The sequence below is a fragment of the Larkinella sp. C7 genome (assembly GCF_006149005.1).
GTDB lineage: Bacteria > Bacteroidota > Bacteroidia > Cytophagales > Spirosomataceae > Larkinella.
The window spans coordinates 688,904-702,155 of the sequence record NZ_VBSL01000002.1; the positions used below are offsets into that span (position 1 = coordinate 688,904).

Sequence of the window (13,252 nt, forward strand, 5' to 3'; positions counted from 1 at the left end):
TTAAAACCATAGCTAACCAACTAACCATCAATCATTTAATAACATGAATAAACTTCCTTTCGGACGCGCCAACTACACCCTGATGGTGATCGGCGTGGTGATCATTCTCCTGGGCTTCATCGTGATGAGCATGGATACGGAAGAATTTGGCTTTGGAGCCCTGGGCCTCACCATCGGGCCCCTGATTGTCATGGGTGGTTTTATTCTCGAATTTTTTGCCATCTTGCGCCGACCAACGAATCAATGAGTTTCCTCCACGCGATAATTCTTGCCATTATTGAAGGGTTGACCGAGTTTTTGCCGGTTTCCTCTACGGGCCACATGATTATTTATTCATCCCTGGTCGGCATCAGCAAGTCGGAATTTACCAAACTTTATACCGTCAACATTCAATTCGGCTGCATCATTTCGGTGCTGGTACTCTACCGGCGCCGGTTTTTGCAAACGACCGATTTCTATTTCAAACTCCTTGTGGCCTTTCTGCCAGCCGCCGTCATCGGTTTTTTGCTGAATGATTTCATCGATTCGCTGCTGGAAAATGTAACCGTGGTTGCCATTACGCTCTTGCTGGGCGGTATTCTACTGGTGTACATCGACCGCATTTTCAAGCAGTTTCCACGGGATTACGACGTCACGTTTCCCGAAGCCCTCAAAATTGGTTTTTTTCAGTGCATCGCCATGATTCCGGGCGTTTCCCGCTCAGCCGCCACCATCATTGGTGGGATGACCCAGGGACTTACGCGGAAACAGGCCGCTGAATTTTCGTTCTTCCTGGCCGTTCCGACCATGGCGGCAGCTTCAGGCTATAAATTGCTGAAAACCTACAAAACCATCCAGTCCGACGATATTCAGATTCTGCTGATTGGTAACGTTGTTGCGTTCATTGTGGGCCTGCTCGCCATTCGCGGATTTGTTGGTTTTCTGACCAAATACGGATTCAAAGTATTTGGGTATTACCGCATTGCGCTCGGCTTGTTATTGCTGGGCCTGATGGCGGCCGGCGTAAAACTGGATGTTGTCTAACTCCATGCAACAACCTGACGAAGGCCAACTGATTCTCATCGATAAACCGCTGACCTGGACGTCGTTCGATGTCGTTAAGAAGCTCAAGTTTGCGGGGAAGTTCAAGAAAATCGGCCATGCCGGAACGCTCGATCCGCTGGCAACGGGTCTGCTGATTCTCTGCACCGGCAAAATGACCAAGCAGATCGACAGCTACCAGGCGCAGGAAAAGGAGTATACCGGCACGCTGGTGCTGGGCAAAACCACGCCCTCCGTCGATCTGGAAACGGATTTCGATGCCGAATTCGATGTTTCCGGAATCACTCCCGAAGCCATTCAAACTGCCGTTCAACAATTGACGGGCGTTATCGACCAGATTCCTCCCATTTATTCCGCCGTTCGGGTCAATGGCGAACGGCTTTACGAAAAAGCCCGACGGGGTGAAACCGCTGACAACGTGGAGGGCGGGATCAAATCCCGTACGGTGACCATCTCCGCTTTTGAAGTCGATACCGAACGGTTTCCAGAAATTGATTTCCGTATTATTTGCTCAAAAGGGACATACATCCGTAGCTTAGTACGCGATTTGGGATTGTTTTTGCAAAATGGCGCGTATTTAAAAGCCCTCCGCCGAACTCGAATTGGTGCGTTTCGGATTGAAGAAGCGGACACCGTCGACGGATTTATCAGCAAAAACCGCCCGGCTGAGCCATTACATTCATGAAGATTTACCACGGAACCGATACTTTTCAACCCATCCCCCACGCCGTTGTCACCAGCGGCACCTTCGATGGGGTTCATTTAGGCCACCAGAAAATTTTGAACCGGCTCACCGAAATTGCCCGACGCGACGAGGGTGGAGAGACCGTAGTGCTGACGTTCTGGCCGCACCCGCGCACGGTGGTTTCCAACGACAGCCAGGGCCTGAAACTGCTTTCGACACTGGAAGAAAAAACGGAGTTGCTGGCGGCTGCGGGCGTCGACAATCTGGTGGTGATTCCCTTCACCCGTTCGTTCTCCGAGCTATCCTCAGCGGAATTTATCGAACAGATCCTGGTGGATAAAATTGGAACCAAGAAGCTGGTCATCGGCTACGATCACCATTTTGGCCGGAATCGGGAAGGCAGCTTCGAGTATTTGCAGCAACACGCCCACCACTATGGTTTTGAGATTGAGGAAATCCCACGGCAGGATGTGGAAGATGTGGGCGTTAGCTCCTCCAAAATCCGGGCGGCATTGCTGGAAGGTGATCTGAAAACCGCCACCAAGTTTCTGGGGCGCCCCTACAGCCTGAGCGGAACCATCGTAAAGGGGCAGCAACTGGGCCGCACCATCGGCTACCCGACCGCCAACATCCAGGTCGACGATCCGAGCAAGCTGGTTCCATCCAATGGTATTTATGCCGCCGAAGTGATTTACAAAGGCGAAAAGCTGGGGGGCGCGATGAGCATTGGCACCCGGCCCACCGTCGGCGGAACCCACCGCACGATTGAAGTCTATATTTTTGATTTCAACCAGGAGATTTACGGCGAACACCTCACCGTCCGGTTTATCGAATACCTGCGCCCCGAATTGAAGTTCGAGGGACTGGCGGCTTTAGTGGATCAGATGCAACTGGACGTGGAACAGACGAGGGCAATTTTAGGAATGTAAGATAATTTCGAATGCTAAATGCGAAAGTTTCTCACTACCAGGCACTTTTACATTTAGCATTCATCATTTTACAGTTGAAATTATCTTTTATCACCCCAGCGATCGCACATAACTCCCCAGCCACTTCACATCCGCGCCGTGGTGTTCCAGAATTTCCTGAACGCCGGGGTCGTTGGCGTGGCCTTCAAACTCGATCAGAAACCAGTATTTAAACGTGGCCCCTTCCCGCAACGGGCGGCTTTCTATTTTGGTCAAATTGATGCTTCGGGCATCGAACTCCTGAAGAAACTGCGCCAAAACCCCCGGTTTGTTCGTGTTTGGCAGCCGGGCCACAATGGTGGTTTTGTCGTGACCACTTCTCTGGTTTTCAAAATCCTTCGCCAGAACCAAAAACCGGGTCCGGTTCAGGTCCGTATCTTCGATGTTGTCGAACAAAACCGGTACGCCGAACAGCTTGGACGCGATGTTGGAGCAAATGGCGGCCGCCCGGGGTTGCTGGGCCGCCAGCTTGGCCGCTTTGGACGTCGACTCGACCGGAATCAGCTCGGCGGGCAAGCCCTCGAAATAATCCCGCAAAAATTTGCTGCACTGACCAAATGCAATGTCCTTGGAGTAAATGTGCGTGATTTCGCTCAAAACGTCGGTTTGGGTGGCAAACGTAAAATGGATCGGAATCTGCGCTTCGGCGGCAATCAGCAGGTCTTTTTCGAAGAGTAAATCAATCGTCTCATTGACCACGCCTTCCTGGTTATTTTCGATGGGCACCACGCCAAACCGGCTGCGGCCCGTTTCAACACTTTCGAACACCGACCGGATGGTGGGTAGGGCAATGTAATCGCTCATGGCCCCAAACCGGCTTTCGGCGGCCTGGTGCGTAAAACTTCCTTCCGGACCGAGATACGCCACCCGCTCCGGCATTTCCAGATTCCGTGAAACCGCAAAAATTTCGAGGTAAATGGCGTCGATGGCTGCCGGGGTCATCAACCCCTTGTTCAATTCGTGCAGCCGGTCCAGAATTTGCTTTTCCCGCTCGGGGCGGTAGATGACGGATTTGCTCGATTTCTTTAATTCGCCAACCTGCCGCACCACTTCCATGCGCTGGTTTAACAAATGCAACAATTGGTCGTCGATGGAATCGATCTGTGTACGGAGGGATTCGAGGGTCACTTTTTAAAAAGTTATGAGTTAAGAGTTAAAAGTTAAGAGTTTCATGCGTCAGCTAACTCTTAATTTTTAACTCTTAACTCTTAATTCATAACTCATATCACTTATTCCAGAACCAGCGCCACTTCCTCCATATCTTTTTCGATGCGGAGGTTGTCGATGATGAAACGCTGGCGATCCGGGGTGTTTTTACCCATGTAATAGCTGAGCAATTTCGGAACGGACGTTTCTTTTTCCATAATCACCGGCTCCAGACGCATGTTGTCGCCAATGAACAGGCCAAATTCTTCCGGTGAAATCTCTCCCAAACCTTTAAAGCGGGTAATTTCAACTTTTTTACCGCCTTTGGTCAATTTATCGGTGGCCTGCTGCTTTTCCATTTCGGAATAACAGTAAACGGTCTCTTTGTGGTTTTTCGGATTCCGAACGCGGAACAACGGCGTTTCCAGGATGTAAAGGTGGCCATTTCGAACCAAATCCGGAAAAAATTGCAGGAAAAAAGTCATCAGCAGCAATCGGATGTGCATACCATCGACGTCGGCATCGGTTGCCACCACGATGCGGTTGTAGCGTAGCGTATCCAGTCCGTCCTCAATGTCGAGGGCGTGTTGCAGCAAATTGAACTCTTCGTTTTCATACACCACCTTCTTGGTCAGCCCGAAACAGTTCAGCGGTTTTCCGCGCAGACTAAACACCGCCTGGTTTTGCACATTCCGCGATTTGGTGATGGAACCGCTGGCCGAATCCCCTTCCGTGATGAACAGCGTGGTGTTATAGCGGTCGTCGGACTTGATGTCGGGCAGGTGGTTCCGACAGTCGCGCAGCTTCTTGTTGTGCAGGTTGGCTTTCTTCGCCCGGTCGTTCGCCAGTTTTTTAATTCCCGCCAGTTCTTTCCGTTCCCGCTCCGACTGCTCGATCCGCTTTTTGAGGGCTTCCCGCGTTTCGGTGTTCATATGCAGGAAATCATCGAGTTGGTTTTTCACAAAATCGATGACAAACGAACGCACCGTCGTGCTGTTGGAGTCGGGGGCCATGTTGATGGACCCCAGTTTGGTTTTGGTCTGCGACTCAAAAACCGGTTCCTGCACCCGGATGCTGATGGCTGAAATGATCGAAGCCCGAATATCGGCCGCGTCGTATTCCTTCTTAAAGTATTCGCGGATGGTTTTGACGAAGGCTTCGCGCAAAGCCGCCAGGTGGGTTCCGCCCTGGGTCGTATACTGACCGTTTACGAACGAATAGTATTCTTCCCCATACTGATTGCCGTGCGTCAGGGCAATCTCGATGTCGGAGCCCTTCAGGTGAATGATGGGATACCGCAGGGCATCTTCGTCGGTTTTATTTCGCAACAAATCGAGCAGCCCGTTTTGCGAAATAAATTTCTGGCCGTTGAAACTGATGGTTAACCCGGCGTTCAGGTAACAATAGTTCCAGATCATGTTCTCCAGAAACTGCGGGATGTAATGAAAGTTCTTGAAAACCGTGTTGTCCGGTTCGAAAACGACCAGGGTTCCGTTGCGCTGGTTGGTGGCATCTTCGCCCTGCCGAACCAGGATACCGCGTTCGAACTCAGCCCAGACGGTTTTCCCCTCCCGGTACGACTGCACGCGAAACAACGTGGACAGGGCATTGACGGCTTTGGTACCAACGCCGTTCAGCCCCACCGACTTCTGGAACGCGCCCGAATCGTATTTCCCGCCGGTGTTGATTTTGGATACCACATCAACCACTTTTCCGAGGGGAATTCCCCGGCCATAGTCCCGCACTTCAACGCGGTGGTCGGTCACTTTAATGTCGATGAGCTTGCCATTGCCCATCACGTGTTCATCGATACAGTTGTCTACTACCTCCTTGATCAATACATAGATTCCATCATCCGCGGCCGACCCATCGCCCAACTTCCCGATGTACATCCCGGGCCGAAGCCGGATGTGTTCCCGCCAGTCGAGCGACCGGATGCTGTCTTCTGTATACTGAACCTGATTACTATCTGCCATATGACTATTAAACTGGTGTTACGTGAGAAAACACCCCAAAAACCGTTTTTTAACGCATTCGTCAGCGGTCTGCGGTTTATCGGGTGTTCGCAAAATATGAAATTTTGACCTTTAAAAAGAAAATGTTTAAAAAGTAGTAAAAGTTCGTTTACTTTGTAGCGCAAAGTGCGTCAAAAACCGTCAATGCACGATTTACTACTGATAGCAAACCAACGCAAATGAGATTGAGCGCCGGAAACCGGTCGTATACTTTCTTAAAAATATGCAAAAATATCCACATTTCCATTGTTTTAGCTCAAATTTTTCCGCCTACTCTTCGATGCAATTTTTCCGCAAAACCATTCTTGGTGTATTGCTGCTCTGTACTGGCTTCAATGCGGCAGCGCAGGTCATTCAGGCTCCTTCAGCCCCCACGTCGGCCCCCTCTACGCTCCCTTCCGGTATGCCGCGCCCCACGCAGGGTCAGGCACCGGCCGGACAGCTTCCGGGACAAACCGGTAACGCCCCCCGCGGTACGCAAGGTACCACCGGTACCACGCAACAGGGAACCCGCGGAACAACCGGCACTACCGGCACTACGCAACAGGGCGGTAACCAACAGGGAACCCGGGGCCAAACCGGGACGACCGGTCAAAACGGCACGACAGGCACCAACCAGAACGGGCAGCAAACCGCTCCCGACGGAAGCAGCCAGAATGCAACCGAGCAACCCCTGGACGACCAGAACGAGACTCAATTAAAAACGGAAGCCGAACTCTTGCGGGAACGGGAACTGGCCGCTCAACGGCGTAAATTATTCGGGTATCAGCTTTTCAACGATCCGGCCAACGGCAGCGTTTTTCAGCCGAACATCAACATTGCCACACCAAAAGGCTATGTAGTGGGTCCCAACGATCAGTTGAACATCAACATCTACGGCTATTCGGAAGCCGTTTACCAGACCACGGTCAACCCCGACGGGTTTATCTACCTCCAGCGGGTGGGACCGGTTCACGTTTCCGGTCTGACCATTGAACAGGCCCGGGGTCGCATTCTGGATCGGCTGGCGAAAATCTATGTCGGCTTGAAAAGCGGGCCTTACGGGGCGGCCAACACGTATATGATCGTAACCCTGGGTGACATTCGCAGCATCCGGGTAACGGTAACGGGCGAAGCCGTCCGGCCGGGAACCTACACGGTATCTTCGCTTTCGACGGCCATGAACGTGATTTACCAGGCCGGTGGCCCCAGTGAAATCGGGTCTTTCCGGAACGTTCAGGTGATCCGCAACAACCGGGTTGTGGCCTCCATCGATTTGTATGACTTCCTGACGACCGGGATTCAGCGGAACGATATCCGCTTGCAGGATAACGATAACGTACGCTTCCAGACGTTCAAGTCGCACGTGGAAATTAACGGATCGACCAAACGCAACAACATTTTTGAAATGCTGCCCGGCGAACCCATGGCGCGATTGCTCGAACTGGCCGGCGGTTTTAGCAGCAATGCCTACAAAGCGCGCATCAAAGTGACCCGGTTTACGAACCGGGAATTGAAGGTCATCGACGTTGTAGAATCCGACTTTCCGACCTTCCCGATGGAAGACGGTGACCAGGTTGTGGTTGAAGGCGTATTGGTTCGTTACGAAAACCAGGTCGGTATTCAGGGCGCGGTTTTCCGTCCGGGCATTTATTCGCTGGATCAGAATAAAACCCTGAAACAACTGATTGCCAGTGCCGAAGGACTGAAAGGAGAAGCTTTTACGGGGCGGATTCAAATTGTTCGCACCCGCGAGGACATGGCGATCGAAAATATCTCCCTAAATTTGGTCGATATTATGAACGGCGTGAAACCGGATGTGGAATTGAAACGGGAAGATCAGGTTATTATTCCTTCCCGCTTCGATATGGCCGAATTTGCCGAAATCAGCATCACCGGGGAAGTGATTACCCCCATCGAGGCTACCCCGTATGTGGCCAACATGACACTCGAAGATCTGATTCTGCGGGCGGGTGGTTTGAAAGAGTCGGCTGCGGCTGCGCAGATTGAAGTTGTTCGTCGGAAAAAAGATGTCGATGTGAGTTCAAAATCAGCCCAGGTTTCGGAAATTTTCCGATTCAACGTCGATCGGGATCTCAGCATGAAGCCAACGGATACGCAGTTTCCGCTCTTTCCCTACGATCAGGTGATCGTACGACGCTCGCCAAATTACCGAATCCAAACCTTTGTCAATGTGGAAGGGGAAGTCGTCATGCCGGGTGAATATCCGGTGGTAACGAAAGACCAGCGCGTTTCGGATCTGGTTAAAATGGCGGGAGGCATTACGCCGTTTGCCTACGTCCAGGGGGCTACGCTGGTGCGGACGATCCAACTGAGCGAGGCCGAAAAACAGTTGCGTCAGCAAACCATTACCGAACTGGCCGACGATAGCCCAAAGGCGATTGTAAAGCCGGAAGTAACCACGGATGTTACGGAGCAACTGATCGGGATTAGCCTGCAGAAGATTTTAAGTAACCCGGGTTCCGCTGAAGATATGATTCTGGAAGAAGGTGATATTTTACGAATTCCGAAACAACTGGAAACTGTACGGGTTGGTGGAGAAGTATTGTTACCAACAACGGCGAAATACCGGAGAGGACAAACGTTCCAGGATTACATTTCGCAGGCCGGTGGTTTCACCAGCCGTTCAGCCCGGAAACGCGCTTACGTCGTGTATGCCAACGGGTCGGCCGACCGGACACGCCGGTTTGCCTTCTTCAATGTGTATCCACGCGTTGAACCCGGTTCCGAAATTATTGTTCCGCAGCAAACCAAGGGCGAATTGACCCCACAGCAGCTCATTTCGAACACCACCGGCGTGCTCAGTTCGATCATGACGTTGATCACGACAGTGTTGGCATTCCGGTTGCTTCGTTAATACAGACATAAATCGCTTTGGTAATCTGACTTCGTATGGAAACCATTGATTCAAAAAAAACAGACAAAAATCAACTGCCTCCCGATCAGGTATCGCCCAAGGAAGTTGTCAACCGGGTCATCCTGTTCAAAGACCAGCTAATACGCAGTTGGAAACTGCTGGCGGTCTTTATGGTGATCGGCGGAGCCATCGGCTTCATCATTGACTTCAATACCGACAAGCGGCCCACCTACACGGGATACATTACGTTTAACCTCGGGGGCGGTTCAAGCCAGGGTGGCTTGGGCGAACTGGGCAACCTGGCCGGCATGTTTGGTCTGGGCGGTGGCGCTCCGGATGCCAACATCTTCACGGGTGAAAACTTTATGTATTACGTGGTTTCCAAACCAATCATCACCCGGTCTTTGCTGAAAGAAGTGGACACAACCGCCAACCACAAAGACCTGATGGTCAACTACTACATCAACAAGAGCGGGATTCGTGACGATGAGTGGGAAGACGATGATACGTTGCGGAACTTCCGCTTTATCCGGGGAAAAGATCCGAAGAACTTTACGCGACTGGAAAACAAGGCGCTGGATGGGGTCTTCAACCGAATTAAGGGCGAGACTTCCATTGCGCAACTCGACCGAAAATCCTCCTTCCTGACCCTGAGAACCGGTATGCACGCGGAAATGCTGGCGGCAACTTGGCTGGATATTCTGCTGGAAACCGTACAGGAAGACTTTACGGAAAAACAAAACCGCAAAACCAGAGAAATGCTGGTGCTGATGGAAAACCGCCGGGATTCACTGGGACGCGTGCTGGGTCGGAATGATTCGAACCTGGCCCGTTACATCGACCAGAATCAGCAGGTTGTTGTAGCCGAAGGGCAGCTCCAGCAGTCGAAGCTAACCCGCAACTCGACCTTTCTGCAACAACTTTACTACGGGGCGGTTCAAAGTGTCGACAACCTGAAACTCAGCCTGATCAAGGAAGCGCCTCTGTTCACCATCGTGGAACCCGTGTCGCTCCCGCTGTTTAAAGAGACCCACGAACCGTTTGCCTTCCAGGCCGGTATTGTCATGGGGCTCATTCTCGGTCTGATCTTCATCTTCCTGAGACAGACCTTCCACAGCATCATGCAGAGCTAATATTGCCATTGAACCCTTCCTCACCAACCGCACGGTTCCGGAGGAAGGGACCTTACTTACACTCTTCATTTATTCAAGTTTGTGAAAACACACGAAGTGGTTATTGAACCCGGTCGGTCGGAAAAGAATTACTGGCGGGATCTCTGGAAAAACCGGGAATTGCTCTATATTTTGTCCATGCGTGACATTTCGGTCCGCTACAAACAAACGATTCTGGGTACCTCCTGGAGTCTGATCCGGCCACTGATTACGATGATGATTATGTTCTTCGTATTCAGTAAGGTAGCGAAACTGAAAGGCGACCCCGGCATTCCTTATCCACTCATGATTCTGGCTGGTTTGACGATCTGGACGTTTTTTTCCAACTCGTTTACCCAGATCAGCACCAGCATTACGGCCAACTCGAACCTGGTCACGAAGGTCTATTTTCCCCGGCTGATCATGCCGCTCAGTTCGTCGGTCGTGAGTTTCATCGACTTTCTGGTGGCGCTGGGGCTGTTTGTGGTCCTGACAATCTGGTACCAGTTCTGGCCCGACTGGCACATCCTGTTTCTACCGTTCTTTATCCTGCTGGCGTTGCTGGCATCCTTTGCATTTGGTCTTATCTTTGCGGTGCTCAACGTCAAATTTCGGGACATTGGCCAGCTCATACCGTTCATTGTTCAGATCGGTTTTTACGCCTGCCCGATTGCCTACAGCAGCCGGCTGGTGGAAGAAAATGCCGGCGAATGGTGGCACCCGATCTATTACATGAACCCGATGGTCGGCATTATCGACGGATTCAAATGGTCGTTATTGGGTGAGAAAGCCTTTTTCAATCCGACCAGTGTGATTAATTCAGTGGTGATTATTACGATCTTTCTCTTCATCTCCATTTATTTTTTCCGGAAACGGGAAAACTCCTTTGTGGATGATATTTAAAATTAAGTTGCTGGGTTTCGTTTTGAACAGAATGTGTTTATTTACGTTAGTTAACTGAAAACAAACAACTTACAACGGGCAACTTAGTAAGCTATGGCGGTCATTACAGCAGAAGATATTAGCAAACGATACATCATCGACCATAAACGGGGCAAGGGCAGCACCAGTATCAAGGATGCCCTGGGCGACCAGATACGGAAGATTTTTAATGGCAAGAAGTCTCCACACGAGGAGACCGAACACATTGAACATGAAGATTTCTGGGCACTGAAGGACGTTAATTTCAGCGTCGAGCAGGGCGACCGGATCGGGATCGTTGGTCACAACGGAGCCGGCAAGTCCACGCTCCTGAAAGTTCTCAGCAAAATTACCGAACCCACCACGGGCCGGATTCACATCCGGGGCCGCATTGCCAGCCTGCTCGAAGTCGGCACCGGTTTTCACCCCGAGCTGACCGGTCGCGAAAATATTTTCCTCAACGGCGCCATTCTGGGCATGACCCGGGAAGAAATCCGGAAGCAGTTTGATGCCATCGTCGATTTTGGCGGCATTGAGAAATTCCTGGATACGCCCGTCAAGCGGTATTCGTCGGGGATGTATGTCCGGCTGGGATTTGCCATTGCCGCCCACCTCGATCCCGAAATCCTTATCATCGATGAGGTGCTGGCAGTCGGCGATGCCGAGTTTCAGAAGAAAAGTCTGGGGAAGATGCGCGATGTTTCGGCCAGCGGCCGGACCATTCTGTTCGTAAGTCACAACATGACGGCCGTGCAGGCGCTCTGCAACCGGACGCTCTACTTCGAACGCGGGCAACTGATCGAACAGGGCGAAACCAACCAGGTGGTCGCGTCGTATCTGAGCAAAATTTCAAAAACGAAACTGATTCGGGAGTGGAATACACCGGAAGAGGCTCCCGGCAATGATCTGGTGCGGATCAAGAAAATCGAAATCCTGCCCGAATACGTTGACAATCAGATTTTTATCGACGTTCGCACCCCGTTCCGCGTTCGGTTCGAATACTGGAACTTCATGGACAAGGCCAACCTCAACCTGAGCCTTCACATGAACTCCATGACCGGCGAATGTATTTTCAACGTCGGTACGCAATCCCAACCGTATGCGAAGGGGCTCATCGCGGGCGAGTGTCTGGTGCCGGGCCACTTTCTGAACGATGGGACGTATAACGTATCCATGATGATTGTAAAAGATACCGTCACTCCGCTGTACAATATGGAAGAAGGACTTATCTTTGACGTTGCCGATTACCGCGACGGTGTGGCATGGTATGGCAAATGGCCAGGCTATGTGCGTCCGCAACTGAAGTTCCACACCGAAATGATGGAAGAAAACATTCTGAATGATTAACATCACCAAGTCGTACCTGCCTCCCCTCGAAGAATACGTCAAGCATCTTGAGGGAATCTGGGAACGTGTCTACCTGACCAACAACGGTCCGCTCGTCCAGCAACTGGAAAAAGAGCTGAAGGCGTATCTTGACATCAATCACCTGCTGTTTTGCGGAAACGGAACCATCGTTTTGCAAATGGCAATCAAGGCATTGGGGCTCACCAAAGAGATCATTACCACCCCATTTTCGTACTGTGCCAGTACGCACGCCATCCTGTGGGAGAACTGCACGCCGGTTTTCGCCGATGTCCGGGAAGATGATTTCACGATCGATCCGCTGAAGATCGAACCGCTGATCACCGAAAACACGGAGGCTATTCTGGCGACCCACGTCTACGGAAATCTCTGTCAGATCGAAGCCATCGAAGCCCTGGCGAAAAAGCACAATCTGAAAGTGATCTACGACGGAGCGCATTCATTTGGGGCTACTTACCAAGGCAAATCCGCCCTGTCATACGGAGACATCAGTACCTGCAGTTTCCACGCAACGAAGGTCTTTCATACCATCGAAGGCGGTCTGGTTACCTGCAACGACGACGCCATCGCCGAAAAACTCAACCTGTACCGCAGCTTTGGGCACCGCTTCGATGACTACATCGACATGGGAATCAACGGAAAAAACTCCGAATTCCATGCCGCGATGGGGCTTTGCAACCTGCCCGTGGTGCCGAAACTGATCGAAGCCCGCAAAGAGCGGTTTGCCCGCTATGATGCGCAGTTGAACCTTTCGAAGATTCAACGGCCCGTTATTCAGCCCGAAACCGGCTACAATTATGCCTATTATCCGATTGTTCTGGAAACTGAGGCCAAATTGCTGGAAATCAAAGCCGCCCTGGAACAGGTGAAGATCAATCCCCGACGGTATTTTTACCCCTCGCTGAATACCCTGCCGTTCCTGAAAACCACCCAACCCTGCCCCATTTCGGAAAGCATTGCGCTCCGGGCCCTCTGCCTGCCGATGTATCCCGATCTGGAGGAAGAAGTGATCGATCAGGTTTGCGAGATTGTGAATAAATACGTTTGAAAAATGAATGAAAAAGGTAAAGTGAAGAATTAGAAATGTAAAAATAGCTTACAGC

The 13,252-nt window shown here is 51.3% G+C and carries 11 protein-coding genes; 9 read left to right on the forward strand and 2 right to left on the reverse strand.

Going from position 1 to position 13,252, the window contains the following annotated elements; translation table 11 throughout:
• Nucleotides 1–43: 43 nt before the first annotated feature.
• The 4 genes from FH871_RS07975 to FH871_RS07990 are packed head-to-tail and all read left to right on the forward strand — an operon-like array spanning nucleotide 44 to nucleotide 2,655.
• The gene (locus FH871_RS07975) at nucleotides 44–247 is read left to right on the forward strand and encodes a DUF3098 domain-containing protein (RefSeq protein WP_138990896.1); all 204 of its coding nucleotides are present in this window, start codon (nucleotides 44–46) and stop codon (nucleotides 245–247) included.
• On the forward strand, nucleotides 244–1,023 hold the full coding sequence (locus FH871_RS07980) for an undecaprenyl-diphosphate phosphatase (protein WP_138990897.1): 780 nt from the start codon (nucleotides 244–246) through the stop codon (nucleotides 1,021–1,023). Before FH871_RS07975 ends, FH871_RS07980 begins: the two co-directional genes overlap by 4 nt.
• Nucleotides 1,024–1,027: 4 nt before the next feature.
• Nucleotides 1,028–1,726 carry a tRNA pseudouridine(55) synthase TruB gene (gene truB, locus FH871_RS07985; protein ID WP_138990898.1) on the forward strand — a complete coding sequence of 233 codons (699 nt, stop codon included), beginning with the start codon at nucleotides 1,028–1,030 and terminating at the stop codon, nucleotides 1,724–1,726.
• Entirely contained in the window at nucleotides 1,723–2,655 is a 933-nt protein-coding gene (locus FH871_RS07990) for a bifunctional riboflavin kinase/FAD synthetase (RefSeq protein ID WP_138990899.1), read from the forward strand. Before truB ends, FH871_RS07990 begins: the two co-directional genes overlap by 4 nt.
• Nucleotides 2,656–2,745: 90 nt before the next feature.
• Here FH871_RS07990 and pheA read toward each other — a convergent pair whose 3' ends face one another.
• On the reverse strand, nucleotides 2,746–3,822 hold the full coding sequence (gene pheA / locus FH871_RS07995) for a prephenate dehydratase (protein WP_138990900.1): 1,077 nt from the start codon (nucleotides 3,820–3,822) through the stop codon (nucleotides 2,746–2,748).
• 101 nt (nucleotides 3,823–3,923) lie between these two features.
• Nucleotides 3,924–5,816 carry a DNA topoisomerase IV subunit B gene (locus FH871_RS08000; RefSeq protein ID WP_138990901.1) on the reverse strand — a complete coding sequence of 631 codons (1,893 nt, stop codon included), beginning with the start codon at nucleotides 5,814–5,816 and terminating at the stop codon, nucleotides 3,924–3,926.
• A 319-nt stretch (nucleotides 5,817–6,135) separates the two neighbouring features.
• Here FH871_RS08000 and FH871_RS08005 point away from each other — a divergent pair, with 319 nt between their 5' ends.
• The 5 genes from FH871_RS08005 (at nucleotide 6,136) to FH871_RS08025 (ending at nucleotide 13,197) form a co-directional block, all read left to right on the forward strand.
• Complete coding sequence (locus tag FH871_RS08005; RefSeq protein ID WP_138990902.1) at nucleotides 6,136–8,712, forward strand: SLBB domain-containing protein; 2,577 nt, start codon at nucleotides 6,136–6,138, stop codon at nucleotides 8,710–8,712.
• 35 nt (nucleotides 8,713–8,747) lie between these two features.
• Nucleotides 8,748–9,845, forward strand: coding sequence for a hypothetical protein (locus FH871_RS08010; RefSeq protein ID WP_138990903.1), 1,098 nt, complete (start codon nucleotides 8,748–8,750; stop codon nucleotides 9,843–9,845).
• A gap of 81 nt (nucleotides 9,846–9,926) precedes the next feature.
• Entirely contained in the window at nucleotides 9,927–10,766 is an 840-nt protein-coding gene (locus FH871_RS08015) for an ABC transporter permease (RefSeq protein ID WP_114405824.1), read from the forward strand.
• Between the two features lie 93 nt (nucleotides 10,767–10,859).
• The gene (locus FH871_RS08020) at nucleotides 10,860–12,131 is read left to right on the forward strand and encodes an ABC transporter ATP-binding protein (protein WP_138990904.1); all 1,272 of its coding nucleotides are present in this window, start codon (nucleotides 10,860–10,862) and stop codon (nucleotides 12,129–12,131) included.
• A complete protein-coding gene (locus tag FH871_RS08025; RefSeq protein WP_138990905.1) occupies nucleotides 12,124–13,197 on the forward strand; it encodes a DegT/DnrJ/EryC1/StrS aminotransferase family protein in 1,074 nt (357 codons plus the stop codon). The genes FH871_RS08020 and FH871_RS08025 overlap by 8 nt, the downstream gene beginning before the upstream one ends.
• Nucleotides 13,198–13,252 lie beyond the last annotated feature (55 nt).

What these genes read in the sequence shown, in the direction of transcription:
- FH871_RS07975 (WP_138990896.1), top strand. Translation starts at nt 44, where the DNA reads ATGAATAAACTTCCTTTCGGACGCGCCAACTACACCCTGATGGTGATC.
- FH871_RS07980 (WP_138990897.1), top strand. Translation starts at nt 244, where the DNA reads ATGAGTTTCCTCCACGCGATAATTCTTGCCATTATTGAAGGGTTGACC.
- truB (WP_138990898.1), top strand. Translation starts at nt 1,028, where the DNA reads ATGCAACAACCTGACGAAGGCCAACTGATTCTCATCGATAAACCGCTG.
- FH871_RS07990 (WP_138990899.1), top strand. Translation starts at nt 1,723, where the DNA reads ATGAAGATTTACCACGGAACCGATACTTTTCAACCCATCCCCCACGCC.
- FH871_RS08000 (WP_138990901.1), bottom strand. Translation starts at nt 5,816, where the DNA reads ATGGCAGATAGTAATCAGGTTCAGTATACAGAAGACAGCATCCGGTCG.
- FH871_RS08005 (WP_138990902.1), top strand. Translation starts at nt 6,136, where the DNA reads ATGCAATTTTTCCGCAAAACCATTCTTGGTGTATTGCTGCTCTGTACT.
- FH871_RS08010 (WP_138990903.1), top strand. Translation starts at nt 8,748, where the DNA reads ATGGAAACCATTGATTCAAAAAAAACAGACAAAAATCAACTGCCTCCC.
- FH871_RS08020 (WP_138990904.1), top strand. Translation starts at nt 10,860, where the DNA reads ATGGCGGTCATTACAGCAGAAGATATTAGCAAACGATACATCATCGAC.
- FH871_RS08025 (WP_138990905.1), top strand. Translation starts at nt 12,124, where the DNA reads ATGATTAACATCACCAAGTCGTACCTGCCTCCCCTCGAAGAATACGTC.